Annotated in this window: 23 protein-coding genes; 13 read left to right on the top strand and 10 right to left on the bottom strand. The window is 61.6% G+C overall.

Features of this window, described 5'->3' with window-relative positions:
* Positions 1 to 3: 3 nt before the first annotated feature.
* Entirely contained in the window at positions 4 to 642 is a 639-nt protein-coding gene (locus C4J94_RS26000; protein WP_124388657.1) for an HD domain-containing protein, read from the bottom strand.
* 269 nt (positions 643 to 911) lie between these two features.
* On the opposite strand from C4J94_RS26000, the gene C4J94_RS25995 reads away from it, so the two are divergent.
* Complete coding sequence (locus C4J94_RS25995) at positions 912 to 1,877, top strand: GlxA family transcriptional regulator (protein ID WP_124388656.1); 966 nt, start codon at positions 912 to 914, stop codon at positions 1,875 to 1,877.
* Between the two features lie 41 nt (positions 1,878 to 1,918).
* Here C4J94_RS25995 and C4J94_RS25990 read toward each other — a convergent pair whose 3' ends face one another.
* Together C4J94_RS25990 and C4J94_RS25985 are read right to left on the bottom strand one after the other, a co-directional pair.
* Positions 1,919 to 4,273 (bottom strand): penicillin acylase family protein, encoded by a 2,355-nt coding sequence (locus C4J94_RS25990; protein WP_124388655.1) that lies wholly within the window; start codon positions 4,271 to 4,273, stop codon positions 1,919 to 1,921.
* Between the two features lie 28 nt (positions 4,274 to 4,301).
* Complete coding sequence (locus C4J94_RS25985; RefSeq protein WP_124388654.1) at positions 4,302 to 4,877, bottom strand: DUF6436 domain-containing protein; 576 nt, start codon at positions 4,875 to 4,877, stop codon at positions 4,302 to 4,304.
* A gap of 99 nt (positions 4,878 to 4,976) precedes the next feature.
* Here C4J94_RS25985 and C4J94_RS25980 point away from each other — a divergent pair, with 99 nt between their 5' ends.
* Complete coding sequence (locus tag C4J94_RS25980) at positions 4,977 to 5,918, top strand: alpha/beta hydrolase (protein WP_124389042.1); 942 nt, start codon at positions 4,977 to 4,979, stop codon at positions 5,916 to 5,918.
* Positions 5,919 to 6,021: 103 nt separating this feature from the next.
* Here C4J94_RS25980 and C4J94_RS25975 read toward each other — a convergent pair whose 3' ends face one another.
* A complete protein-coding gene (locus C4J94_RS25975; RefSeq protein WP_124388653.1) occupies positions 6,022 to 6,774 on the bottom strand; it encodes a DUF2059 domain-containing protein in 753 nt (250 codons plus the stop codon).
* A 131-nt stretch (positions 6,775 to 6,905) separates the two neighbouring features.
* On the opposite strand from C4J94_RS25975, the gene C4J94_RS25970 reads away from it, so the two are divergent.
* Complete coding sequence (locus C4J94_RS25970) at positions 6,906 to 7,538, top strand: 2OG-Fe(II) oxygenase (RefSeq protein ID WP_124389041.1); 633 nt, start codon at positions 6,906 to 6,908, stop codon at positions 7,536 to 7,538.
* 57 nt (positions 7,539 to 7,595) lie between these two features.
* On the opposite strand, the gene C4J94_RS25965 is transcribed toward C4J94_RS25970, so the two are convergent.
* The gene (locus C4J94_RS25965; protein WP_124388652.1) at positions 7,596 to 8,078 is read right to left on the bottom strand and encodes a transporter substrate-binding domain-containing protein; all 483 of its coding nucleotides are present in this window, start codon (positions 8,076 to 8,078) and stop codon (positions 7,596 to 7,598) included.
* Positions 8,079 to 8,211: 133 nt separating this feature from the next.
* Here C4J94_RS25965 and C4J94_RS25960 point away from each other — a divergent pair, with 133 nt between their 5' ends.
* Positions 8,212 to 8,652: a DUF4399 domain-containing protein gene (locus tag C4J94_RS25960; protein ID WP_124388651.1), complete on the top strand. Its 441-nt coding sequence runs from the start codon at positions 8,212 to 8,214 to the stop codon at positions 8,650 to 8,652.
* A gap of 114 nt (positions 8,653 to 8,766) precedes the next feature.
* Here C4J94_RS25960 and serA read toward each other — a convergent pair whose 3' ends face one another.
* A complete protein-coding gene (gene serA, locus C4J94_RS25955; RefSeq protein ID WP_003176761.1) occupies positions 8,767 to 9,996 on the bottom strand; it encodes a phosphoglycerate dehydrogenase in 1,230 nt (409 codons plus the stop codon).
* Between the two features lie 205 nt (positions 9,997 to 10,201).
* Between serA and C4J94_RS25945 the strand changes: the two genes are divergently transcribed.
* The 4 genes from C4J94_RS25945 to C4J94_RS25930 all read left to right on the top strand — a co-directional run bounded on the left by C4J94_RS25945 (position 10,202) and on the right by C4J94_RS25930 (position 14,483).
* Positions 10,202 to 11,596, top strand: a complete 1,395-nt coding sequence (locus C4J94_RS25945) for an FAD-binding oxidoreductase (protein ID WP_124388649.1) — start codon at positions 10,202 to 10,204, stop codon at positions 11,594 to 11,596.
* 24 nt (positions 11,597 to 11,620) lie between these two features.
* Entirely contained in the window at positions 11,621 to 12,286 is a 666-nt protein-coding gene (locus C4J94_RS25940) for a fumarylacetoacetate hydrolase family protein (RefSeq protein WP_124388648.1), read from the top strand.
* 240 nt (positions 12,287 to 12,526) lie between these two features.
* Positions 12,527 to 13,453 carry an SdiA-regulated domain-containing protein gene (locus C4J94_RS25935; RefSeq protein ID WP_124388647.1) on the top strand — a complete coding sequence of 309 codons (927 nt, stop codon included), beginning with the start codon at positions 12,527 to 12,529 and terminating at the stop codon, positions 13,451 to 13,453.
* Between the two features lie 121 nt (positions 13,454 to 13,574).
* Complete coding sequence (locus tag C4J94_RS25930) at positions 13,575 to 14,483, top strand: SdiA-regulated domain-containing protein (RefSeq protein ID WP_124388646.1); 909 nt, start codon at positions 13,575 to 13,577, stop codon at positions 14,481 to 14,483.
* Here C4J94_RS25930 and C4J94_RS25925 read toward each other — a convergent pair whose 3' ends face one another.
* Positions 14,484 to 16,430: an autotransporter domain-containing protein gene (locus tag C4J94_RS25925; protein WP_124388645.1), complete on the bottom strand. Its 1,947-nt coding sequence runs from the start codon at positions 16,428 to 16,430 to the stop codon at positions 14,484 to 14,486. It abuts the gene before it with no gap.
* A gap of 251 nt (positions 16,431 to 16,681) precedes the next feature.
* Complete coding sequence (gene rpiA / locus C4J94_RS25920) at positions 16,682 to 17,353, bottom strand: ribose-5-phosphate isomerase RpiA (protein WP_124388644.1); 672 nt, start codon at positions 17,351 to 17,353, stop codon at positions 16,682 to 16,684.
* A gap of 137 nt (positions 17,354 to 17,490) precedes the next feature.
* Here rpiA and ilvA point away from each other — a divergent pair, with 137 nt between their 5' ends.
* Together ilvA and C4J94_RS25910 are read left to right on the top strand one after the other, a co-directional pair.
* Positions 17,491 to 19,005: a threonine ammonia-lyase, biosynthetic gene (gene ilvA, locus C4J94_RS25915; RefSeq protein WP_124388643.1), complete on the top strand. Its 1,515-nt coding sequence runs from the start codon at positions 17,491 to 17,493 to the stop codon at positions 19,003 to 19,005.
* A 40-nt stretch (positions 19,006 to 19,045) separates the two neighbouring features.
* Positions 19,046 to 19,459: a DUF2269 family protein gene (locus C4J94_RS25910; protein WP_124388642.1), complete on the top strand. Its 414-nt coding sequence runs from the start codon at positions 19,046 to 19,048 to the stop codon at positions 19,457 to 19,459.
* Positions 19,460 to 19,554: 95 nt separating this feature from the next.
* On the opposite strand, the gene C4J94_RS25905 is transcribed toward C4J94_RS25910, so the two are convergent.
* Positions 19,555 to 20,211, bottom strand: a complete 657-nt coding sequence (locus tag C4J94_RS25905; RefSeq protein WP_124388641.1) for an HAD family phosphatase — start codon at positions 20,209 to 20,211, stop codon at positions 19,555 to 19,557.
* 143 nt (positions 20,212 to 20,354) lie between these two features.
* Between C4J94_RS25905 and C4J94_RS25900 the strand changes: the two genes are divergently transcribed.
* Together C4J94_RS25900 and ptsP are read left to right on the top strand one after the other, a co-directional pair.
* Complete coding sequence (locus C4J94_RS25900; RefSeq protein ID WP_003176750.1) at positions 20,355 to 20,834, top strand: RNA pyrophosphohydrolase; 480 nt, start codon at positions 20,355 to 20,357, stop codon at positions 20,832 to 20,834.
* Positions 20,835 to 20,856: 22 nt separating this feature from the next.
* Positions 20,857 to 23,136, top strand: a complete 2,280-nt coding sequence (gene ptsP / locus C4J94_RS25895; protein ID WP_124388640.1) for a phosphoenolpyruvate--protein phosphotransferase — start codon at positions 20,857 to 20,859, stop codon at positions 23,134 to 23,136.
* Between the two features lie 127 nt (positions 23,137 to 23,263).
* Here the strand turns inward: ptsP and C4J94_RS25890 are convergent, their stop codons facing one another.
* A complete protein-coding gene (locus C4J94_RS25890; protein ID WP_124388639.1) occupies positions 23,264 to 24,010 on the bottom strand; it encodes an NRDE family protein in 747 nt (248 codons plus the stop codon).
* 217 nt (positions 24,011 to 24,227) lie between these two features.
* Between C4J94_RS25890 and lgt the strand changes: the two genes are divergently transcribed.
* Positions 24,228 to 25,040 (top strand): prolipoprotein diacylglyceryl transferase, encoded by an 813-nt coding sequence (gene lgt / locus C4J94_RS25885; RefSeq protein ID WP_124388638.1) that lies wholly within the window; start codon positions 24,228 to 24,230, stop codon positions 25,038 to 25,040.
* Position 25,041: the final 1 nt, after the last annotated feature.

Here is a 25,041-nt window from a genome sequence, read left to right as displayed (position 1 = left end):
GTTTCAAGCCCAGGGCGATTTACGAATCACCTCCACAAAGTTCATCGGCTTGAACCCCGGCTCCTGATCCACCAGCACATCGGTCTTCACGTTGCCAAACGTGGTCTGCGGACGATGGCGCAAGCCGTCGGCGAAGGCGCAGATGATGCATTCCTTGAACCCCTCGCCCCGTGGATGCGCATGCACCACCGCCTCGCGCTGCACGCTGCTGAAGGCGGCGTAGTCCATGCCCAATACATCCATTTCCACCCCTGCAGTCACCAGCGCCACGGTCGGGCGCAGATGCTGCGGCACGCCCGGCGTGGTGTGCAGGGCAATCGATAGCCACACTTGTTCGATATCGTCATCACTGAGCCCATACGGCTTGAGGAAGGCCGCCGCCGCGTTGGCGCCGTCCACTTCGAAGCGCTCGTTGTCGCTGCGGTGGCCCTCCACCAGGCCCAGGTCGTGGAACATCGCGCCGACGTACAGCAACTCGGGGTTGTAGGCCAACTGCTTGCGTTCACCGCTCAATGCACCGAACAGGAACACCCGGCGGGAGTGGTGGTAGAGCAGGTCGGACTCGATGTCGCGGATATATTCCGTGGTGGCCCTGGCCAGGGCGCTGTCGGGGATCTTGATGCCGGCGATGGTGGTGCTCATGGTGGCTCTCCTCTGGAAAGCATCCAGTCTGGTCGCACCCTCGCCAAGGGGCCATCGCGGCGAAGGTGCGATCTCGGCCAATGTGCCGACACATCGTGCCAAGGCAAAATCGGCTAGGGTAAGGCTTGCGACAATCAAAATGTGGGAGGGGGCTTGCCCCCGATGGCGGTGTATCAGTATCCGCTGTGCTGACTGACCCACTGCTATCGGGGGCAAGCCCCCTCCCACAGGGTTTTGCGTTTTATTCAGCCAAAAAGGTATCTGTGTTCATGGGCAAAACCGTTGCGATCCTGATCTTCCCCGGTGTCCAGTCGCTGGACGTGACCGGGCCTATGGATGTGTTCTGCGAGGCGAACCGTTTCCTCGCGCCCGCAGACCACTACCAACTGGACGTCATCGGCTTTGCTCACGGCAGCATGGCGTGTTCCAACGGTCTGTCGTTGCAGGCTCACACGCATTACAGCCAGGCCCTGCGTGCCTATGACTTGTTGCTGGTCGCCGGAGGCCCGCAGTTACCGTTCGAGGATTTCGGCCCGGCGTTCGATGACTGGCTGCGCGCCGCCGCGGCCCGGGCGCAGCGCTTCGGTTCGATCTGCAATGGCGCCTTCATGCTGGCTCGCGCCGGTCTGCTCGACGGTAAAACCGTCACCACCCATTGGGGTGACGCCGCCGACCTGGCCCGGTTATGCCCCTCGACCCGCGTCGAAGCCGACCGTCTGTATGTGCAGGACGGCAACCTCTACACCTCGGCCGGGGTCACGGCGGGGATAGACCTGTCGCTCTACCTGCTGGCCCAGGATCATGGCCCGGAAGTGGCGTTGAGCGTGGCCAAGCGCCTGGTGGTGTTCACCCAGCGCTCGGGCGGGCAGTCGCAGTTCAGCCCGTTCCTTGCGCCCCATGCCGAAACCACCTCGGCGGTGGCGCAGGTGCAGTTGTACGTGCTGGCGAACCTGACCGGGGACCTGGGCATCGCCGACCTGGCCAGGGCGGCGAACATGAGCGCGCGCAATTTCTCCAGGGTGTTCGCCCGTGAAGCGCGGATCACGCCTGCGGAATTTGTGGAAAGGGCGCGGGTGGACGCGGCGCGGGTCATGCTCGAAAGCACGCACGCGCCGCTCAAGACAGTGGCCTACCAATGCGGGTTTCGCGACGCCCAGCACATGCGCAGTGTGTTCAACCGTCGGCTGGGGGTGACACCGCAGCAGTTCAGGCTCAATTTTGCAGCGCCCGCGTAGCGATAACTAAAAGGGGGCAAGCCCCCTCCCACATAACATAGCTATCTGGCCGGCAACAGTTTCAAGGTGCCACGGGTATTGGCCGTGATTTCCTCTTCGCTGAAATGCGCTTGCTCGTAGCCGCCTTCGATATAGGTTTGCGCCTGGTCACTGTAGTGCGTATCGAACGGCACGCCGCTTTGCCCCACCGGGTTGATGGTCAGGGCATGGGCTGCGTCGGCGAAGTCGATCAGGCGACGGGTCGAGGGGCCATAGGTCACCGGCCAGGGAGCCGGGCCGATCATGGCGGTCTGGTTGTTCGGCACTTCGTGGCTGCCCGGTGCGGCGAAGGGGCCCACGTTGAATAGCCTGTCCAGCGGCTTCTGCATGCCCAGCGGATGGCCGTGGGTCAGGGTGTGCGCTTTGCCCCACTGCCACAGGGACGGATCATCGCCGAAGGTGGCTTTCAGATGCGCCAGGCTGTTGTCCCAGGCCAGCTTGACGGTGGCCGCTCGCGTGCCGTTCCACCACGGTGAATCCGGCGAGGCCGCCAGGCGTGGCAAGGCTGCGTCGATCACGCGGGTGCCGAGCAGGGTCTTGAACAGGGCGTCGCCCAGTTTCGGGTGGAAGGTCGCGTCGGCGAGGTTGAACAGCAACTGGTTGAACAGGGTGGCGCTGGTGGAGTCCAGCGGGTAGTCGCCTTTCCAGTTTGCCAATTGCTCCACCAGCTTGAGCTGCGCCGGGTCTGTGACCACCTCACGCAGCACCGGCAGCAGCGGCGCCAGCAGGCGCGGGCCAAAGGCGGTGGTGGTGCCCAGTTGCAGGGCCTGGCTGTTGTACACGTTCCACTTCACGCTGTTGTCGCTCAACTGCGCGTTCAACTGTTGGCCACGGTCGGCCAGGTTGTAATAGCCGGGGATCTCCATGCCGGTGGGCGAGGCGGGTTGCGCATTGGCCGATACCACGTAGCCGCGCGCCGGGTTTTCTTCCTGGGGGTTGGCGCTGAAAGGGTAGAAGCCCAGCTTGTCGGCCTGGGCGGTGCTGCCGTCGAGGATGAACGCCGGGTTGACGCCGGCCGGGCGTATCGGCAACTGCGCCGCCGCCCACCAGCCGATATCACCCTTGGCATTGGCCCACACGATGTTCAGCCCCGGCGCCGAAACCTTGGACGCCGCAGCACGTGCCTTGACCAGGGAATCGGCCCGGTTGAGCTGGTAGAAACCTTCGAGGATCGGGTTTTCGCTGTCGAGGAACGCCCACCACATGGCGATGGGCGTGCTGCCGGCGTTTTCACCGAGTACGTCATTGACGATCGGGCCGTGGGGCGAGCGGCGCAGGGTGAGGGTGACCGGGGCCTGCCCCTTGACCTGGATCTGCTGCTCGCTGCTGCTCATGTCGACCCACTGGCCGTGATACCAGACCTGATTGGGGTTGGCCGGGTTGACCTTCTCGGCGATCAGGTCGAGGTCGTCGTTCTGGAACATGGTCAGGCTCCAGCCGAAATCCAGGTTGTGCCCCAGGAAGGCCACCGGCACCAGCGCGTTGTGGTAGCCATACAGCTCAAAGCCGGGCGCCGACAGCTGCGCCTCGTACCACACCGATGGCACCGAGAAACGAATATGCGGGTCGCCCGCCAGCAAAGGCTTGCCGCTCTGGGTGCGGCTGCCGCTGACGGCCCAGGCATTGCTGCCTTCGAATTGCGGCAGGCCGTTGTCGGCCAGAGCTTGCTCAGTCAGGTTGGCGAGGGCGCCCAGGGTCTTCCAGTCGTCGGCCGCCAGGTTGAGGGCGCCTTTGGGTTGCCAGTCGAGGTCGAAGACCTTGAGGTAGTCGCCGCCCAACTGGTCGCGTACGTAAGTCAGCAGGGGTTCGGTACGAAAGGCCGCGGCAAAGCTGTAGGCCATATACCCGGCGACACTGATGGAGTCCTCGGCGGTGAAGGGGCGCTTGGGGATGCCCAGTACGTCGAATTCCATCGGGCTGGCGTGGCTGGCCTGATACTGGTTGATCCCGTCCAGGTAAGCTTGCAGGGCCTTCGAGGAGGCCGACTCGGGGTCCATGTGCTCAACGTAACCCAAGGCGCGCTCGCGAATCTGCAGGCTGCGAAACAGCTTATCGGTCTCCAGCAGCTTGGGCCCCAGCACTTCGGCCAGTTCGCCACGGGCCAGGCGGCGCATGATCTCCATCTGGAACAGCCGGTCCTGGGCGTGCACATAGCCCAGGGCGCGGTACAGGTCGGCCTCGTTGCCGGCACGGATATGCGGCACGCCACGGTCGTCGTAGCGCACCGTGACCGAGCCTTGCAGGTGCGCCAGCGTGACCGTGCCCTGGCGGGTCGGTTGCTTGCTGTAGACGTACCAGCCGGCGCCGAGGGCGACCAGCACAACCAGTACCGCAAGAGCCTGCAAGACACGCTTCATCGACTTTCCTTAACCCAGAATGGACGGACTACGGATCCTTAGGCCACGAACAATAGCAGCCCACCGCCAGGGTGTGCGTGGCATTCACTTCGCGCCCGGCCTGCAGGGCCTTGAGGATGGGCTCGATAAAGCTGTTGCTGGAATTGCAGGTCAACCCTTCGCTGTAGGGGCCGAAATACGCCAGCTTGCCGGTACGGTCCCAAATGCCCACGGCGGGGCTTGCCGGTACCTGATCGGCGCCGGGCAGGGCGTCGAGGGTTTTCATCTGGCCCAGGTTGTCCGGCAGCACGCCGTGGCTGCCGGCTTTTTGCAGCGCGTAGAACTCGACACCTTGCGGCGCATATTGCTCGATCAGCTCGCCCAGGTGTTGCTGGTTGCCAACATTGCACGGGCAGGCCGGGTCCCAGAAGTGCACCAGGCGAATCGGGCCGGGGCCGCGCAGTGCGGCGGGCAGTTGCAGCGCGTCGCCGGAGAACACCGCCGTGTGCTCGCTGAAGGCGCGCAGGTAACGCCCCTGGAACCAGTCATACGCGGCCCACAGCACGCCGGCGCAGATAATCAGCACCAGGCTGGCGAACAAGGCAGTGCGGTAGGGTTGTCGCATTCAGATGTATCCTCGCGGGTCGCGTAGCTTGCCATGCTTGTCCTGACAGATGAATATCGCAGCTCGATATTCATCTTCACCGTCAGTCTGGAAGCCTTTATGCCCGTCACCTTTGACCCTGATCATCTGCGCGAGAGCTTGCGGCCGCTGGTGGATGCGCAGCCTCTGTCAGCCGAGGCGAGGGTCTATCAACGTTTCTATGGCCTCGACCTGGGCGCGCGCAAGGTGCCGGCCGTGAGCCGTCTGGGGCGCTTGGAGGTGGACGGGTTCGAGGTGGTGGCGCAGGTGTGGTGGCCGCCCGTGCCCGTGGCAACGATGTTCATGTTCCACGGCTTCTACGACCATATGGGGCTGTACCGCCACGTAGTGGAATGGGCGTTGGACCAGGGCTTTGTGGTGATCGCCTGCGACCTGCCCGGCCATGGCTTGTCCAGCGGCGCGCGCGCCAGCATTGATGAGTTTGCGGTGTATCAGGATGTCGTGCAGGCGTTGTTTGTCGAGGCCAAGACACTGCAGCTGCCGCAGCCCTGGCACCTGTTCGGGCAAAGCACGGGCGGGGCCATCTTGGTGGACCACCTGCTCAACCACGGCGCCGAGAGCCCGGCCCAGGGCAAGACCTTTCTGCTCTCGCCGCTGGTACGTCCGCGTGCCTGGGGCTGGTCCCAGCTCAGCTATTACCTGCTGCGCCCTTTCGTCAAAGGCATTGCGCGGCGGTTCAGCGACAACTCCAACGACCCGGCCTTCAAACCTTTTCTCGAAGCCGACCCGCTGCAACCGCGCCAACTGCCCACCGCTTGGGTAGGCGCCCTGGCACGCTGGATCAAGCGCATCGAAGCGGCGCCGGCTAGCTCACGGCGGCCGGTGATCGTGCAGGGCGAAGAGGATATGACGGTGGATTGGCAGCATAATTTGCAGGTGCTGCGCAGCAAGTTCGACCAGCCGCAGGTGCTGATGCTCAAGCGCGGCAGGCATCACCTGGCCAATGAAATTCCAGAAATTCGCCAAGAGTACTTCAGGTATCTGACAGACCAACTGAAGTAGCGCATTCCAAATGTGGGAGGGGGCTTGCCCCCGATAGCAATGGGTCAGTCAACTTATGTGTGGCTGACCCGGCGCCATCGGGGGCAAGCCCCCTCCCACATTTCTACTGCGTCAGGCTTGAGGTGCTTTGGCCCACAGCCAGCCCTGCGCGGATGGCGGCGAGCGCCGCCTGGTAATACGCCTTGCCTTCCGGCGATTCGGCGAACGTTGCGAATTCTTCCAGCTCCGGGTCAGACAAATCCCGGTAGACGTAGAGCAGCGTGTTATTCAGGTCCTTGTCGATCTGCTGCATCAGTCGCTCACGCTGGCCATTCAACATGCCTTGGGCCTGACCGCCGCCCAACAGGCCCGGGATCATCTGGCTCAAGCTGTCGGCCGCCACGCCGGCAATCGCCAGGCTGACTTCGGCGCCGGCTTCGCGTGCGGGCAGGGCCTGGGCCAGGTGGCCGATGATCAGGCTGCGAGTAGCGTCGGCTTGAATTTTCGGCAGGCCCTGTGCGTTCTTCGCCAATTGGTCGCGACGCGTGGCGAGCAATTCGGCGGCGACGATCTTGCGCCCCAGGGGCGACTGGAAAAAAGCCAGGGCCGGTTTCGGGTCCGCCAGGTGTTTGCGCAGTTGGGCCTCGGCACGCTGGTCCATGGCCTGGGCCGCGAAGCGTTTGCTGCTGTTGTCCACCAGCGCCTGGTACACCGCCGGCGGCAAGCTGTTGCGGTAACGCTGTTGGGCGGCGGCGAGGGCGTCATTGAAATGCGCACGTTGTTCGGCCCAGCCGGCGACCTTGTACAACTGGTCATGGCCGTCTGCCCAGGCGGGCAAAACGCAGAACATCAGCAAGGAAAAAAACAAACGACGCATAAGGACTCCTGTCAGTCGGCCACTATTGTCCGTGTCGGGCGTAGGATTTGTCGAGAAGTCCTATCAGTCACCTGACTAAAGTGTATTCAGACGCTCGACGGCGCTGTCGGATTCACAGGCGTATGGATACTATGCGCGCCATGCAAATACCCCTCGATCACCCGCTGCTGCAACGCATTGTCGACGACTTGGCCGAAAAAGGCTGGTCGCAGCAGAATGCCTTCCTGCCCCAGGCTCTGACCCTGGAGCTGGCGGCTGAGTGCCGTAAACGTGCGGCGCAAGGTGAACTGGCACCGGCAGGGGTGGGGCGCGGGCTGGCCCAGGAAATTCGCGAGGGGATTCGCGGCGACCACATCCAATGGCTGGAAGAGGGCGACGCCGTCGTCTGCGACACCTACATGGCGGTGATGGACAGCCTGCGCCTGGCGATGAACCGTGGCTTGTTTCTTGGCCTGGAAGATTTCGAAAGCCACTTCGCGATGTACCCGCCCGGGGCGTTCTACCTCAAGCACGTGGATCGTTTCCGCGATGATGACCGGCGCATGGTCTCGGCCGTGATCTATCTGAACGACGCCTGGCTGCCTGAACACGGCGGCCAGTTGCGCATGTACCTCAAGGGTGGCCTCGAACACGACGTGGTGCCCACCGGCGGTAGCCTGGTGGTGTTCCTCTCGGGCGAAGTGCCCCACGAAGTCCTGCCGGCCACGCGTGAACGCCTGTCCCTGACCGGCTGGTTCCGTCGGCGCGGTAACGAGCCGTTTTAACCGTGCGAAAGGTTCTGAAGAAAAATGTGGGAGGGGGCAAGCCCCCTCCCACATGGGTCACTGCGGTGTGCTTTTTTCGAACCACTTCTGTTCCAGCGCCTTCAAGCGTCCATCATCCTTCACCCGCTTCAACGCACCGTCCAGGCTTGTCTTGAATGCTGGGTTGCCCTTCTGGAACGGGATCACCAGCTCAGGCTTCTGGTGATAAGCCGCGCTGACATCGAACTGATCCTTAAGCTCGGCAGTCATAGCGATATGGTTAATCGCCACGTCATATTTGCCGGTCGCCACACCAGGTAGCAGGTCGGCGTCATCGGTGGTGATAAACGAGGAACGCACGTCCATTTCCTTGGCCAGCAGTTCACCCAGCTCGACTTCAAAGCCGGTGAGTTTCTCGCCTTCCTTGAAATTGTAGGGTGGGGTGTTGGCTTCAAGGGCAATGCGCAGCTCACCGCGATCATTGACGTCATCGATCAGCTCGGCATGAGCCAGCGAGCTTAGAAGGGGAAGCAGCAGTAACAGGCCAGGCGAAAAGCGCATGGTCACTCCTAAAGAATTCGTACGGGCGAGACGCCGTTCAGCATCGCTTTGCTATGGTATCGAGTGCCTTGGACAGCAATTTGTCGCGAAGTTGTCATAACCCTACAGATTTCACCAAAAACTGGAGAAGCGAATGAAAGCCTTTTTGTCCCGTGCAACCCTGGCCTCCCTGATGCTGGGTGCTTCGATGTTGGCCACTGCCGCCGACGGCATCCCGCGCAGCGCTCCACCTGAAGGCGCGAAAGTATTCATCGTCTCGCCTAAAGACGGCGCGACCGTCGACAAGACGTTCACTGTGAAATTCGGCATGGAAGGCCTGAAACTGGCACCGGCCACCGACCAGGCTGCCGGCACCGGCCACCACCACCTGCTGATCGACCAGAAAGCATTGCCGGATGCAAAACTGCCGATCCCGGCCACCGACACCGTTATCCATTACGGCAAGGCCCAGACCGAAACCGAACTGACCCTGACGCCCGGCAAGCACACCTTGCAACTGGTGGCTGGCGACAAACTGCACATGCAGTTCGACCCGACTGTAGCCTCGAAAGTCATCACGGTTAATGTGAAATAAAAAAAACGGGAGTCCCTTGCGGGGCTCCCGTTTTTTTTGCGGCAAGCTTCAAGTTACAAGCTGCAAGCGACAGCTTTTATCTTGCCGCTTGCAACTTGCCGCTTGCAACTGCTCTTAAAACAACACCCGGCTACGGATAGTGCCGTTGATGTGCTGCAGCTTCTCTTGCGCCAGGTCCGAGTACTCGGCGTCGACGTCGATGACCACGTAGCCGACCTTCTCGTTGGTCTGCAGGAACTGACCGGAGATGTTGATACCGTTTTCCGCGAAGACCTTGTTGATCTCCATCATCACACCTGGAATGTTCTGGTGGATGTGCAGCAGGCGGTGCTTGCCAGGGTGAGCCGGCAGGGCCACTTCCGGGAAGTTCACCGACGATACCGAGGTACCGTTGTCGCTGTACTTGACCAGCTTTTCCGACACTTCCAGGCCGATGTTGGCCTGGGCTTCAGCGGTGGAGCCGCCGATGTGCGGAGTCAGGATCACGTTGTCCAGGCCACGCAGCGGGCTTTCGAAGATGTCGTCGTTGGAGCGTGGCTCTACCGGGAACACGTCGATGGCGGCGCCGATCAGGTGCTTGTCCTTGATCGCGTCGGCCAGGGCGTCCAGCTCGACCACAGTGCCGCGCGCGGCGTTGATCAGGATCCCGCCCTTCTTGATGGCGCGGATTTCCTTCTCGCCGATCATCCACTGGGTTTCAGCGGTTTCCGGAACGTGCAGGGTGACGATGTCGGACATGCCCAGCAGTTCGGTCAGGCTCGAGACCTGGGTAGCGTTGCCCAGTGGCAGCTTGGTCAGGGTGTCATAGAAGAACACCTGCATCCCCAGGCCTTCAGCCAATACCGACAGTTGCGTGCCGATCGAGCCGTAACCGACGATACCCAGCTTCTTGCCACGGATTTCGAAGGAGTTGGCCGCGCTCTTGATCCAGCCGCCACGGTGGCAGGACGCGTTCTTCTCCGGGATACCGCGCAACAGCAGGATGGCCTCGGCCAGCACCAGCTCCGCGACGGAACGGGTGTTGGAGTAAGGTGCGTTGAACACCGCGATGCCGCGCTCGCGCGCTGCGTTGAGGTCGACCTGGTTGGTGCCGATGCAGAAACAGCCGACCGCCACGAGTTTCTTGGCGTGGTCGAAGATCTCTTCGGTCAGCTGAGTGCGGGAGCGAATGCCGATAAAGTGCGCGTCGGCGATCTTTTCCTTGAGCTGGGCTTCCGGCAGAGAACTGGTGATGTACTCAATGCTGGTGTACCCGGCGGCTTTCAGAACGTCGACAGCCGATGGGTGGACGCCTTCCAGAAGAAGGAACTTGATCTTGCTCTTATCGAGAGAAGTCTTGCTCATCTGCGTAAACCTGTATCCCGGAGAAAATTGGCAGGGAGTCGAGCAGCGCAAGCTGACCCGGACGGCAGGAAAGCCGTCACCGCAGAAACGCCCTTGGGCTCTGTCCTGCGGGGGCGGTATGCTAGCATACGCGCCCCGCTAAACACCTATTCCTGCGACGTGAAGCGTTCTCAGGATGACCATGAATTGTTCGAGAGTTCTGTCGATGACCCATCCTGCCCTGATTGATGAGCTGAAGACCCTGGTTGAGCCCGGCAAAGTGCTGACCGACGCCGACTCCCTGGAGACTTACGGCAAGGATTGGACCAAGCACTTCGCTCCAGCACCCACCGCCATCGTCTTCCCCAAGACCACCGAGCAGGTGCAGGCCATCGTCCGTTGGGCCAATACACACAAGGTGGCGCTGGTGCCATCCGGTGGTCGCACGGGCCTGTCGGCGGCGGCGGTTGCGGCCAATGGCGAAGTGGTGGTGTCGTTCGACTATATGAACCAGATTCTCGATGTGAACCTCACCGACCGCACCGCGGTGTGCCAGCCGGGCGTGGTCACCAAGCAATTGCAGAACGTCGCTGAAGAAAACGGGTTGTACTACCCGGTGGACTTTGCCTCGTCCGGTTCCAGCCAGATTGGCGGCAATATCGGCACCAATGCCGGCGGGATCAAGGTCATTCGCTACGGCATGACCCGTAACTGGGTGGCCGGGATGAAGGTCGTCACCGGCAAGGGTGATGTGCTGGAACTGAACCGCGACCTGATCAAGAACGCCACCGGTTACGACATGCGCCAGCTGTTCATCGGCGCCGAAGGCACCCTGGGCTTCGTGGTGGAAGCCACCATGCGCCTGGACCGCGCGCCGAAAAACCTGACCGCCATGGTGCTCGGCACCACCGACTTCGACTCGATCATGCCGGTGCTGCACGCCTTCCAGAGCAAGCTGGACCTGACCGCTTTCGAATTCTTTTCCGACAAGGCCCTGGCCAAAGTCCTCGGCCGCGGCGATGTGCCGGCGCCGTTCGAAACGGAGTGCCCGTTCTATGCGCTGCTGGAATTCGAAGCCACCACCGAGGAAGTCGCCAATCACGCCCTGGAAACCTTTGAACACTGCGTCGAGCAAGGCTGGGTGCTGGATGGCGTGATGAGCCAGAGCGAGACCCAGCTGCATAACCTGTGGAAGCTGCGCGAGTACATCTCCGAGACGATTTCCCACTGGACGCCGTACAAGAACGATATCTCGGTAACAGTTTCCAAAGTGCCGGCATTCCTGAGTGAAATTGACGCGATCGTCGGCGAGCACTACCCGGATTTCGAAATCGTCTGGTTTGGCCACATTGGCGACGGTAACCTGCACCTGAACATCCTCAAGCCGGAAAACCTGAGCAAGGACGAGTTCTTCGCCAAGTGCGCTACCGTGAACAAATGGGTGTTCGAGACCGTGGCCAAATACAACGGCTCGATCTCCGCCGAACACGGCGTGGGCATGACCAAGCGCGATTACCTGACCTACAGCCGCTCACCGGTTGAAATCGAATACATGAAGGCCGTGAAAGCGGTGTTCGACCCGAACGGGATCATGAACCCAGGCAAGATCTTCGCTGTTTAAGGACGCTTTTTAAGGAGTCGTTCCATGAGCTACCAGCACAAGTATGTCGACGGCACCAACATCCACTTTCCAGTGGGTAAAGTGGTGTGTATCGGGCGTAACTACGCCGAACACGCCAAGGAACTGGACAACCCGGTGCCGACCGAGCCGTTGCTGTTCATCAAGCCGGGCAGTTGCGTGGTGCCGCTGGAAGGCGGATTCACCATTCCTACCGAGCGCGGTTCGGTGCATTACGAAGCGGAAATCGCCGTGTTGATCGGCAAGCCGCTGTCGAACAAGCCAAGCCGTGAAGAAGTGCTGGACGCCATCTCCGGCTTCGCCCCGGCCCTGGACCTGACCCTGCGCGACAAGCAGGCCGAGTTGAAAGCCAAGGGTCTGCCGTGGGAGATCGCCAAGTCGTTCGACGGCGCGGCGGTGATCGCGCCCTTCGTGGTCGGCAGCACCTTTGCGGACGTGACCGATATCGGCATTCGCCTGACCATCAACGGCGAAGTCCGCCAGGACGGCAACAGCGCGCAGATGCTCAACCCGATCGTGCCGATGATCCAGCACATGGCCGGCTGCTTCTCGCTGCAGGCGGGTGATGTGATCCTGACCGGCACGCCGGCTGGCGTAGGGCCGTTGAATGTCGGTGATGAGCTGGTGCTGGAATTGTCGGGCGTGAATCGCTTCGAAAGCGTGGTGCGCTGACTGTCTGCATACATGCTGTAAAAAATGTGGGAGGGGGCTTGCCCCCGATAGCGGTGAGTCAGCTAAACATACACTGGCTGACACACTGCAATCGGGGGCAAGCCCCCTCCCACATGAGTTCTGTGTACATTTTTGGTTTTGCATTTTTTTCACACGCCATCCGCATAATTCGAGCTTCTTGCACGCAGGCCTTTGGGTCCTGTGCTATTCCCTACAGCTGACTTCCGGAAAAAGCCCTCAATGGCCGTGCCTCTGCCCACCTCCAAACCTACGCTTCGCTCTCGCTTGACCATGCGCTGGTATTCCTGGGTGTTTCTGGCCGGCGCCATCCTGTATGGCATCGCCTGGGCCATGCACTGGGATGATCGCGGTGTGTTGTGGGTGCTGGAGCGTTTCGAAAGCCCGGCCGAACGCCGGGACAGCGTGTGGTTGCCGGATTATCACGCGGTCATCGATGCCAAGCTGCTGCCCGGTATGGAAAAGGACGAGGCCTCGGACCTCTCCTACAACCCCAGCACCAAAACCCTGTTTTCCGTGATGGGCAAGAACCCGTTTCTGGTGGAGTTGAGCCTGCAAGGCGACGTGCTGCGCAAGATGCCGCTCAATGGCTGGAACAATCCGGAAGGCGTGACGGTGATGGAAAATGGCCTGTTGGCCGTGGTCGATGAGCGCGAACACAGCCTGACCATCGTCAAGGTCGACGCCGGCACCACAGCCTTGAACAAGGCTGATTTCCCCAGCTATGACCTGGGCCCGTCCAAGGACCAGAACAAGGCCTTTGAAGCGATCACCTGGGACAAGCGCAACCAGCAACTGGTGCTGGGCGAAGAGCGCCCGCCGGCCCTGTTTACCTGGAAGAGCGACGGTAGCCAGACGCTGACCGGCGACAAGCAGAAACGGGCCAGCACCGAGCTGGACGTGCGCAACCTGTCCGCCCTGGCCATCGACCCGCGTACCGGGCATATGCTGGTGCTGTCGGCGGACTCCCACCTGTTACTGGAACTGAATGAGACGGGTGAGCAAGTCAGCTTCATGACCCTGCTGGGCGGTTTCAACGGCCTCAAGGACACCATTCCCCGCGCCGAAGGCGTGACCATGGACGAGAGCGGTACGCTGTATATCGTCAGTGAACCCAACCTGTTCTATCGGTTTGAAAAGCAGAAATAACGCAGGTATTACGTCAGACTTTTCTCAAAAAAACGGTATCCACCAGACAGCCCGGTGCGTTTAAGCTTAAATTCAGGCGACCTTGATATCTATTCGCCAGTTTTTCTCTGAGCCCGCCACGATGCGCCGACTTGCCCGCCCCAAACCCGCTTTTTTTATCCTGCTTTGCATGGCGCTGGTTGCTGCCGTGATCGTTGCGCAGCAGTTCCGTCTGTTCGAACGCGCCTGGTTCAACTGGCAGGTGTGGCACCAGCCAGCGGCTGAACGTGGCATAGGCCTGGCCGATTACCGCGTCGTCCTGGAAGGCCAGGTGATCGAAGGGCTCGACGACGATGTGTCGGCGCTGACTTTCGATCCGGTGCGCAAAAGCCTGTTTACGGTCACCAACAAAAATGCCGAGCTGGTCGAGCTGTCCCTGCAGGGCAAGATCCTGCGGCGCATTCCGCTGGTGGGTTTTGGCGATGCCGAGGCGGTTGAGTTCATCAGCGATAACATTTACGTCATCAGCGACGAGCGCCAACAGCGGCTGATCAAAGTACACGTGGACGACGACACGCAGTTTCTCGACGCCGCCGATGCGGAGCAGATGACCCTGGGCGTGCACATCGGCAGCAACAAGGGCTTCGAGGGCCTGGCCTATGACTCGGTGGGCAAGCGCCTGTTTGTCGCCAAGGAACGCGACCCGATGGTGATTTATGAGGTCCACGGCTTCCCCCATTTCAAAGCGGAAAAAACCTACTCGGTGCACGTGATCAACAACCCCAAGCGCGATGCCGGGTTGTTCGTGCGCGACCTGTCGAGCCTGCAGTACGACGAGCGCAGCGGCCATTTGCTGGCACTGTCGGATGAGTCGTTTCTGGTGCTGGAACTGGATATCGACGGTCGCCCGTTGAGCAGTCTGTCGCTGCTCAACGGGCGCCATGGCCTGAAAAAACGTGTGCCCCAGGCCGAAGGGATCGCCATGGATGACGAGGGCACTTTGTACCTCGTCAGTGAGCCAAACCTGTTCTACGTGTTCAAGAAGCCCTGATCAGAACATCCACTGCACGCCCAGCGAGTAGCCGGTCTGGCTGCCCTCGGCATGGCCGAGCCGACCATTGACCTCGGCGTACACCCCCAGTTGCGGAGTAATCGCCAATTGGCTGCCGAGCTGCGCGCGACCAAAACTTTTGTCGACTGAGCCCAGTTTGGCGGTGCGGGCCTGGCCGTCGGCGCGGGCGGTCAGTTGCAGGTCGTCCAGACGCCCATTGGCCAGTTCCCTGACCCACGCGATAGTGCCGTAAGGCATCAGGCTCAGGCCGTAAGGCAGGGCGAGCGCACCGCGCACGCGCCAGCCCAGGCTGGCTTCCAGGGAATCGAACGACTGTTCTTCGTAGTCCAGCGCGGTGCGCAGGTTTTGCTTTTCGTGGAACTGATCGATGCGGTAGTGGCTGTAATCCAGCCCGGCAAAGGGGCCGCTCTGGAGGGCGCCGAAATCGAAGTCATAGCCGCCCAGCACCCGTGCGCCCAAGGACAAGGCGTCCGTCTTGCCGGTCAGTTGCTGGTCGAGCAGCACCGGCCCGCCGTTGGCCTGGATCAGCAGGTCGCGTTTGGAATCAAAACGCGTATGGCCGACGCTCAGGTCGCCGGCCAGCCAGCTCGGGCCACCGTCATTGAGCAGGGCGTAGGCGGCGGCCTGCCAGGTGTCGCTGTCGAGTTTGCCGCGGTGCTCCAACGCGTCGCGGCCGTTGCGGTAGCTCAGGCTGGCGCCGATGTTCAGGGCTGAACTGAGCTGGTAGTCGCCCAGCGCATGCAGGCCCAGCTGCCGAGCCTCTGGGTTGGGTGCACGGTCGAAGCCGCTGTCCGGGTTGTATTCGCCATCCACGCCGACCTCGCCATCGAAGCTGCCCACGTCGCGGCTGGCCGACTGCAAGGTCAGCCAACGGCGGTCATGCAGGCGCACATTGGCCTGGTGCTGGCGCTGCAGGTTGTCCTGCATGTTGCGCGCGACGGCGCCGCCCGAGGCGGTCGAGGCCATCAAGTCGGCGTTGGTCAGCTCCAGCACCAGGCGGCTGAGCAGGCGCGAGTAGTCGCGCAGGCGCTGGTCGATGCGCGCCTGGCCGAACGCATCGGTGAGCACGGCCTTGTTGTCTTCGTTCGGGTCGTGCCAGGTCGAGCCGCCGGGGATTTTCGGGTTGTCGGTCTGGGTGTAGCCATCCAGGTCGCCCAGCTCCCAATTGGTGGCCTCGATGTACAGGATCGGGATGTTCAGCGGTTCGAACGGTTCGCCATCGCTGCAGCAACCGGTGCCCTTGGGGTATTGCGGGTCCAGGCCGGGGTTGGTGAACAGCGGGATATTCAGTTCCCGGGCAATCTGGAAGGTATGCTCGCGCAACGCCGCCAGGCTGGGGTTGGTCGCGCTGTTCTGCCCGGCGTGGGCATACATCATGTCGCCGGTGATCAGGCTGTCGAGGTTGATCATCGCAAGCATATTGGCGCGCTGGCTCGCGCTCAGGGAGTCGACGAAGGCCTTGGAGCCGCGCAAGCCTTCTTCCTCCGCACCGAAGCCGACCACCTGCAGGCCGTTTTCCAGCTGCAGCCCGCCCAGGTTCTTCGCCACCTCGGTGAGCACGCTGGCGCCGGAACCGTTGTCGTCCAGGCCTTGCAGGGCAGGGCGGCCGAAGTAGGTGTCAAAATGCGCGCCGATCACCACATATTGCGGTTTAGTCCCGGCGGCGTAGGCCACTACGTTCTGCGAGGCGCGACTGCCGTTGTTCCAGGTGAAGTTCTGGCGGCTGAGGGTGTAGGCCGTGCCCATCTGGCTCTGCATCCAGTCGGCTGCCCCGGCGAAATTGGCGGTGCCGCGATAACGACCGGGGTAATCGTTGATCAGTTTTTCCAGGGTGGTGTTGGCGTGCTGGCCGTAATCGTAGGCCTGAAGGTGCGTGGACAGCAGCGTGCCGGCGACGCTGATCGCGAAGGCTAGGGGCTTTATCACAGGGTCTTCCTTGAGGTGATGGTCGGTTCAAGCCCATACGCTTTGCACAATGCGCGCCTCATTCCGTGGGCGGCTGCGAATTGGCGCATTGTTAAACGCGTGGGTCGCCTGGTTGTAATTTGTAACGGATTGGATACCAGGCGGGCCGTGACAGAGCGCACGGTTTTAGCGAGGAGTGCTGCGAAAAGTAGCGCTTTGCTTTTTGAATGTGGGAGGGGGCTTGCCCCCTCCACATTTGAATTGCGGTGTTATTAAGCTTTGAGGGTTTTCACGCCTTCCGGGGTACCCAGCAGCAGTACATCCGCCGGGCGCGCGGCGAACAGCCCGTTGGTGACCACGCCGACGATGGCGTTGATCCGGGTTTCCAGTTCCACCGGGTTGGTGATCTGCATGTTGAACACATCGAGGATGATATTGCCGTTATCGGTCAACACGCCTTCGCGGTACACCGGGTCGCCGCCCAGTTTCACCAGCTCGCGGGCCACGTGGCTGCGGGCCATCGGGATCACTTCCACCGGCAGCGGAAACGCACCGAGTACGGGCACCAGTTTGCTGGCGTCGGCAATGCAGATGAAGGTCTTGGCCACGGCCGCGACGATCTTCTCGCGAGTCAGGGCTGCGCCGCCGCCCTTGATCAGGTTCAGGTGCTCGTCGCTTTCGTCCGCGCCGTCGATGTAGAACTCCAGGTCGCTCACGGTGTTGAGCTCGTACACCGGAATGCCATGGCCTTTAAGGCGTGCGGCGGTCGCTTCGGAGCTGGCCACCGCGCCATCGAACGCGCCTTTATGCAGGGCCAGCGCATCGATGAAGCAGTTGGCGGTGGAGCCGGTGCCGACGCCGACGATGCTCTTGTCGTCGAGTTTGGGAAGGATTAAATCGACAGCGGCCTGGGCCACTGCCTGTTTGAGTTGATCCTGGGTCATGCGGGCTCCGGAACGGGCGGGGAGTTATCGAGGGCGGCGAGTATACCCCAACAAACCTTGGGATTCGTGTGGTCTCCCGGCCAAAAGCCGGGTTAGACTCCCTGGTCCTGCCCAACCCCTGAAGTAGATGCCTGCCGATGCTTGAACACTACGTCAAAAAGATCCTCACCTCGCGCGTTTACGACGTTGCCGTAGAAACACCCCTGCAGACTGCCCGCCAGCTTTCCGAACGGCTGGGCAACCAGATTTGGCTCAAGCGCGAAGACTTGCAGCCGGTGTTTTCGTTCAAGATTCGCGGCGCCTACAACAAACTGTGCCAGCTCAGCGCTGAGGAGCGCGCGTGCGGCGTGGTCACTGCCTCGGCGGGCAACCATGCCCAGGGCCTGGCCCTGGCGGCCAAGGTGCTGGGGGTCAAGGCAACGATCGTGATGCCCAAGACCACCCCGGAGATCAAGGTCGAAGGCGTGCGCTCGCGTGGCGGCAAAGTGGTGCTGCACGGTGATTCTTTCCCGGAAGCCCTGGCCTACTCGCTGAAGCTGGTCGATGAAAAAGGCTACGTCTACATTCACCCCTACGATGATCCGCACACCATTGCCGGGCAGGGTACCGTGGCGATGGAGATTCTGCGCCAGCATCCTGGGCCCCTGGACGCGATCTTCGTACCGGTGGGCGGCGGCGGGCTGATCGCCGGTATTGCGGCATACGTGAAATACCTGCGTCCGGAGACCAAGATCATCGGCGTCGAGCCGGACGACTCCAACTGCCTGCAGGCTGCGATGGCGGCGGGTGAGCGCGTGGTGCTGCCGACCGTTGGCATCTTCGCCGACGGCGTGGCGGTGGCGCAGATCGGCCATTACACCTTCGAGATCTGCAAGGACTACGTGGACGAAGTGATCACCGTCAGCACCGATGAAATCTGTGCGGCGATCAAGGATATCTACGACGACACGCGCTCGATCACCGAGCCGGCGGGCGCGTTGGGCGTGGCCGGGATCAAGAAGTACGTCGAGACCCGTGGCGTGAGCGGCCAGACCTTCGTCGCCATCGACTCTGGCGCCAACGTCAACTTCGACCGCCTGCGCCACGTGGCCGAACGTGCCGAGCTGGGCGAGGGCCGCGAAGCCATCATCGCCGTGACCATTCCCGAGAAGCCGGGCAGCTTCAAGGCATTCTGCGAGGCGGTGGGCAAGCGCCAGATCACCGAATTCAACTACCGCTATCACACCGGCAGCGAAGCGCACATCTTCGTCGGTGTGCAGACCCACCCGGAAAGCGACCCGCGCAGTGCGTTGATCGCCAGCCTCACCGAGCAGGGTTTCCCGGTGCTGGACCTGACCGAAAACGAATTGGCCAAGTTGCACATCCGCCATATGGTGGGCGGGCATGCGGCCAAGGTCAGCGACGAGCTGGTATTTCGATTTGAATTCCCGGAACGGCCGGGGGCACTGTTCAACTTCCTCAACAAGCTGGGCGGGCGCTGGAATATCTCGATGTTCCACTACCGCAACCACGGTGCAGCCGACGGCCGCGTGGTCGCTGGCCTGCAAGTGCCTGCCGACGAGCGCCACCTGGTCCCGGCTGCGCTGGCCGAGATCGGCTACCCGTATTGGGATGAAAGCGAAAACCCGGCCTACCAGTTGTTCCTCGGTTGAGCGACTACGCTGACTGAGCGGCCTTCAAGGAATCGAAATCATGGAAACGCTGACCACCCTCAAAGTCATCCACGTCATCGCCACGGTGTTGCTGCTGCTCAGCGGCCTCGGCCTGGCGATATTGGCCTGGCGCAAGCGCAGCACCGGGCCTGCGGTAACCGTGCAACGCCCGTGGGCATTCGTTTGGCTGCTGATGGGGGTTTGCCTGGTGAGCATGCCGTTTACCGGCTGGTGGATGGTGCACCTGGTGGGCTGGCCGCTGGGGCAGACCTGGATTCTGGGCTCCAGCATTCTCTACACCGTCGCGGCGTTGGCCTGGTTCTGGCTGGTGGCGCGGCTCAATCGGCTGCGCAAGGGCGAGGGCGGTAGCGTGAATTTTACCCTGGTGCTGGCGGTGGTCAGCCTGGTGGGGTTTGTCGCGATTGCTGGGTTGATGGGGGCTAAACCGGTTTAGGGCTTTAAACCGAGTTGACTTCATCGGGGGGCAAGCCCCCTCCTACACTTGGAATGCATTCAAATGTGGGAGGGGGCTTGCCCCCGATAGCTATATCAGCCGCGCAGCGTAATCACCGGCCAGCCACGCTTCTCGGCTTCAGCCCGCAGATTCGTGTCCGGATCCACCGCCACCGGATGAGTCACCTGCTCCAGCAGCGGCAAGTCATTCATCGAGTCGCTATAAAAGTAACTGTCTTCCAGGCTATGCCCAGTCTCTTCCAGCCAACGGTTCAAACGCGTCACCTTGCCTTCACGAAAGCACGGCACATCGGTGCTGCGCCCGGTGTAGCGGCCATTTTCCATCTCGCATTCGGTGGCGATCAGGGTTTCCACGCCCAGGCGTGCGGCAATCGGCGCGGTGACGAAACGGTTGGTGGCGGTGATGATCACCAGCTTGTCGCCGGCAGCGCGGTGCTTGGCCAGCAGTTCCACGGCCTTGGGCAGCATGATCGGCTCGATGCAGTCGCGCATATAGTCGCTGTGCCATTCATCCAATTGAGCCATCTCGGTGCGGCCGAGGATTTCCAGGCAGAAGTTCAGGTAGGCGGCGTTGTCCAGCTTGCCGGCCAGGTAGTCCTGATAGAACTCGTCGTTGCGCGCCTTGTAGGCGACCGGGTCGAGAATCTTGCGTTCACACAGGTAATCGCCCCAGGCGTGATCGCTGTCACCGCCCAGGAGGGTATTGTCCAAGTCGAATAAAGCCAGGCGCATTGCAGTTACTCGCTGAAAAGTCTGTAAAAAGGCGTCCAGAATACGGTCTTTTCACAAGAGTGCACATAAGGTAAGAAGCCTCGTTGCCGCTGGATGAAGCTTTGTGGAACAATGCGGTGACATGCGTTTGCGAGGTTGTTGCCGTGATCGACCCCGATGGTTTCCGTCCTAATGTCGGGATTATTCTTACGAATGATGCCGGACAGGTGCTATGGGCTCGCCGAATCAACCAAGATGCCTGGCAGTTTCCTCAAGGTGGGATCAACCCCGACGAAACCCCTGAAGACGCCTTGTACCGTGAGTTGAACGAAGAAGTCGGCCTTGAGCGCGAAGATGTGCAAATTCTGGCCTGCACCCGTGGCTGGTTGCGCTATCGTTTGCCGCAACGCCTGGTGCGTACCCACAGCCAACCGCTGTGTATCGGCCAGAAGCAGAAATGGTTTCTCCTGCGCCTGATCTCCAATGAGCAGCGGGTGCGGATGGATTTGACCGGTAAACCGGAGTTCGATGGCTGGCGCTGGGTCAGTTATTGGTATCCGTTGGGCCAGGTGGTGACATTCAAGCGCGAGGTTTATCGTCGCGCTCTCAAAGAGCTTGCCCCGCGCCTTTTAGCGCGCGACTGACGACGGAGTTCGACCCCGAGCCATGCTCAATACGCTGCGCAAGATCGTCCAGGAAGTTAACTCCGCCAAGGATCTCAAGGCGGCGTTGGGGATTATTGTGTTGCGCGTCAAGGAAGCCATGGGCAGCCAGGTCTGCTCGGTTTACCTGCTGGACCCCGAGACCAACCGTTTTGTGCTGATGGCCACCGAGGGCTTGAACAAGCGCTCCATCGGCAAGGTCAGCATGGCGCCCAATGAAGGTCTGGTGGGCCTGGTGGGGACGCGTGAAGAACCCCTGAACCTTGAAAACGCGGCCGATCACCCGCGTTATCGCTACTTTGCCGAAACCGGCGAAGAGCGTTACGCCTCGTTTCTCGGCGCACCGATCATTCACCACCGCCGCGTCGTCGGCGTACTGGTCATCCAGCAGAAAGAGCGCCGCCAGTTCGACGAAGGCGAAGAAGCCTTCCTGGTGACCATGAGCGCGCAGCTCGCCGGGGTTATCGCCCACGCCGAAGCCACGGGCTCGATTCGCGGCCTGGGTCGCCAGGGCAAGGGCATCCAGGAAGCCAAGTTCGTCGGCGTGCCGGGTTCGCCGGGTGCCGCCGTCGGTACTGCCGTGGTCATGCTGCCACCGGCCGACCTCGATGTGGTGCCCGACAAGAGCGTCGATGACATCGACGCTGAAATCAAACTGTTCAAGACCGCCCTCGAAGGCGTGCGCGCCGACATGCGCAACCTGTCGACCAAGCTTGCCACCCAGTTGCGCCCCGAAGAGCGTGCGCTGTTCGACGTGTACCAGATGATGCTGGATGACGCGTCCCTCGGTAACGAAGTCAAAACCGTGATCAAGACCGGCCAGTGGGCCCAGGGCGCGCTGCGCCAGGTGGTCACCGATCACGTCAACCGTTTCGAGATGATGGACGACGCCTATCTGCGCGAGCGTGCCTCGGATGTGCGTGACCTCGGTCGCCGCCTGCTGGCCTATCTGCAGGAAGACCGCAGCACCAACCTGGTCTACCCCGACAATACCATCCTGATCAGCGAAGAACTGACCGCCACCATGCTCGGCGAAGTGCCTGAGGGCAAGCTGGTGGGCCTGGTCTCGGTATTGGGCTCGGGTAACTCCCACGTGGCGATCCTGGCGCGGGCCATGGGCATTCCGACGGTGATGGGCCTGGTGGACCTGCCGTACTCCAAGGTGGACGGCATCGACATGATCGTCGATGGCCATCGCGGCGAAGTCTTCACTAACCCCAGCGAATTACTGCGCAAGCAGTACGCTGAAGTGGTTGAGGAAGAGAAACAGCTGGCGCTGGGCCTCGACTCGTTGCGCGAACTGCCATGCGTAACCCTCGATGGTCACCGCGTGCCGTTGCTGGTGAACACCGGCCTGCTGGCCGATGTGGCCCGTGCGCAACAGCGCGGCGCCGAAGGGGTAGGGCTGTACCGCACCGAAGTGCCGTTCATGATCAACCAGCGTTTCCCGAGCGAGAAGGAGCAGCTGGCGATTTATCGCGAGCAACTGCAGGCCTTCCACCCGTTGCCGGTGACCATGCGCAGCCTGGATATCGGCGGCGACAAGTCACTGTCGTATTTCCCGATCAAGGAAGACAACCCCTTCCTCGGCTGGCGCGGCATTCGCGTCACCCTCGACCATCCTGAAATTTTCCTGGTACAGACCCGTGCCATGCTCAAGGCCAGCGAAGGCTTGAACAACCTGCGCATCCTGCTGCCGATGATCTCCGGCACCCATGAGCTGGAAGAAGCCTTGCACCTGATCCACCGTGCCTGGGGTGAAGTGCGCGACGAAGGCGCCGACGTGCCGATGCCGCCGATTGGCGTGATGATCGAAATCCCGGCGGCGGTGTACCAGGCCAAGGAACTGGCGCGCCAGGTGGACTTCCTGTCGGTAGGTTCCAACGACCTGACCCAGTACCTGCTGGCCGTGGACCGCAACAACCCACGGGTAGCCGACCTTTACGACTACCTGCACCCGGCGGTGCTGCAAGCGCTGCAGCACGTGGTGCGCGACGCCCATGCCGAAGGCAAGCCGGTGAGTATCTGCGGTGAAATGGCCGGCGACCCGGCGGCGGCGGTGCTGTTGATGGCGATGGGCTTTGACAGCCTGTCGATGAACGCCACCAACCTGCCTAAAGTGAAGTGGATGCTGCGCCAGGTTGAATTGAGCATGGCCAAGGATCTGCTGGCCGAGCTGATGACCATCGACAACCCGCAAGTTATCCACAGCTCGCTGCAATTGGCGCTGAAGAACCTGGGGCTGACGCGGATGATCAACCCGGCTTCCGCCAAAACCCTTTAGACCTGCCAATGAACATCCAACTGTGGGAGGGGGCTTGCTCCCGATAGCGGTGTATCAGTACCCGATATTCTGACTGACATACCGTAATCGGGGGCAAGCCCCCTCCCACATTTGATTTTTGGTGGGGTTAGAGATTGAGTTCGACCTCGCCCAGCCTGCCACCCTGCGGGCCGAAACTGCGCTCCACCATCCGCCGCGTGCCGTCGGCATTGACGATTAACGCCGTGCTCGCCCGCGTTCCGTAACTGGGGCTGGCGATAAACACACTCGACAGCAAACTCTCGGTCGCCAGGCCGACGCCGGTGTCCGGCAGTTCAGCGAACGGTGCGGTCTGCGGGTCATTCAACATCCCCAGCAACGCTTGCGGCTGCGGATCGTCGAGGATTTCAGCCAGTGCCGCTTTGGCCTTGAGCAACTTCGGCCACGGCGTATCCAGCCCGGCATTGGACAAGCCATAGACACCCGGCTTCAACCGCGTCGGCGCGGTCTCGTTGGCGTTGTAATGCCAAAGCTCGTCCGGCGTGCCCACTAACAGGTTAAACCCGGCATATTCAATCGAACGTCCGTTAACGTCCGCCAGATATTCGTCAATCGGCAGCGAACCACTGAGAAAGCGCGCCACCAGCTCGCCACGGGACTTGCGTGACGGTGGCTGGTGCGGGTCGCGGATGTTGGTCAGCGCGGCAAAACGTCCATCGGCGTTAACCCCAAGCCAGGTGCCGCCCGCTTCCTGATCGCGGCCCGCGTAGACCTGCGGCGCATCCGGCCACTGAGCCAGCGGCAGGCTGGGCCGGGCGTAGAACTCATCGCGGTTGGCCGCGACGATCAGCGGTTGGGCATGGCCCGGCCGCCAGGCAAAGACAATCAGGCACATCGGGCGATCCCTTGTGTGTTTTTCCTCACTCTACCCACACAAACGCAGGCGTTCCATCGTAACGAAGTTGGGCCGCGCACCTTCCATCCGTTAACATGCCGGGCTGTTTGGTGTGTATGTGAACTTCTTAATTTGATCTCGCAGCTGTAACGCAGGCTTAATCGCGCATCGGCATGGTCCGGTGCGTCATGACTAAATGTTTTAACGAGGAGTCGCAATGCTGCCTTACCCGCAGATCGACCCGGTGGCCCTGGCCGTCGGTCCGCTGAAAATCCATTGGTACGGGTTGATGTACCTGATCGGCATCGGCGGTGCCTGGCTGCTGGCTTCCCGGCGCCTGAATCGTTTCGACCCGACTTGGACCAAGGAGAAGCTCTCCGACATGGTGTTCTGGATGTCGATGGGGGTGATCGTCGGTGGACGCCTGGGGTATGTGCTGTTTTACGATCTGCCGGCGTATATCGCCAACCCGACGCTGATCTTCGAGGTGTGGAAGGGCGGCATGGCGTTCCACGGCGGCTTTGTCGGCGTGATGATTGCCGCCTGGTGGTTCGGCCGGCGCAACGGCAAGTCGTTCTTCCAGTTGATGGACTTCGTCGCCCCGTTCGTGCCCATCGGCCTGGGCGCCGGGCGCATCGGTAACTTCATCAACGCTGAATTGTGGGGCAAGCCCACTGACGTGCCGTGGGCCATGGTGTTCCCGCCGTTCAGCGACCCGGCGCAGCTGCCGCGCCATCCGTCGCAGCTGTACCAGTTCGCCCTGGAAGGTGTGGCATTGTTCCTCATCCTTTATCTGTTCTCGCGCAAACCACGGCCGACCATGGCGGTGTCCGGGATGTTCGCGCTGTTCTACGGCATCTTCCGCTTCATCGTCGAGTTCGTGCGGGTGCCGGATGCGCAGCTGGGCTACCTGGCGTGGGGCTGGCTGACCATGGGGCAGGTCCTCAGCATCCCGATGATCCTGGCGGGCCTGGGCCTGTTGTGGTGGGCATACAACCGTCCGCAACCGCTGAAGAACGCCACGCTTTAAA

This window comes from Pseudomonas sp. R5-89-07, from assembly GCF_003851685.1.
Classification (GTDB): domain Bacteria; phylum Pseudomonadota; class Gammaproteobacteria; order Pseudomonadales; family Pseudomonadaceae; genus Aquipseudomonas.
The sequence above is the reverse complement of the archived record's forward strand: the minus strand, read 5'-3'. Positions and strand labels throughout refer to the sequence as shown.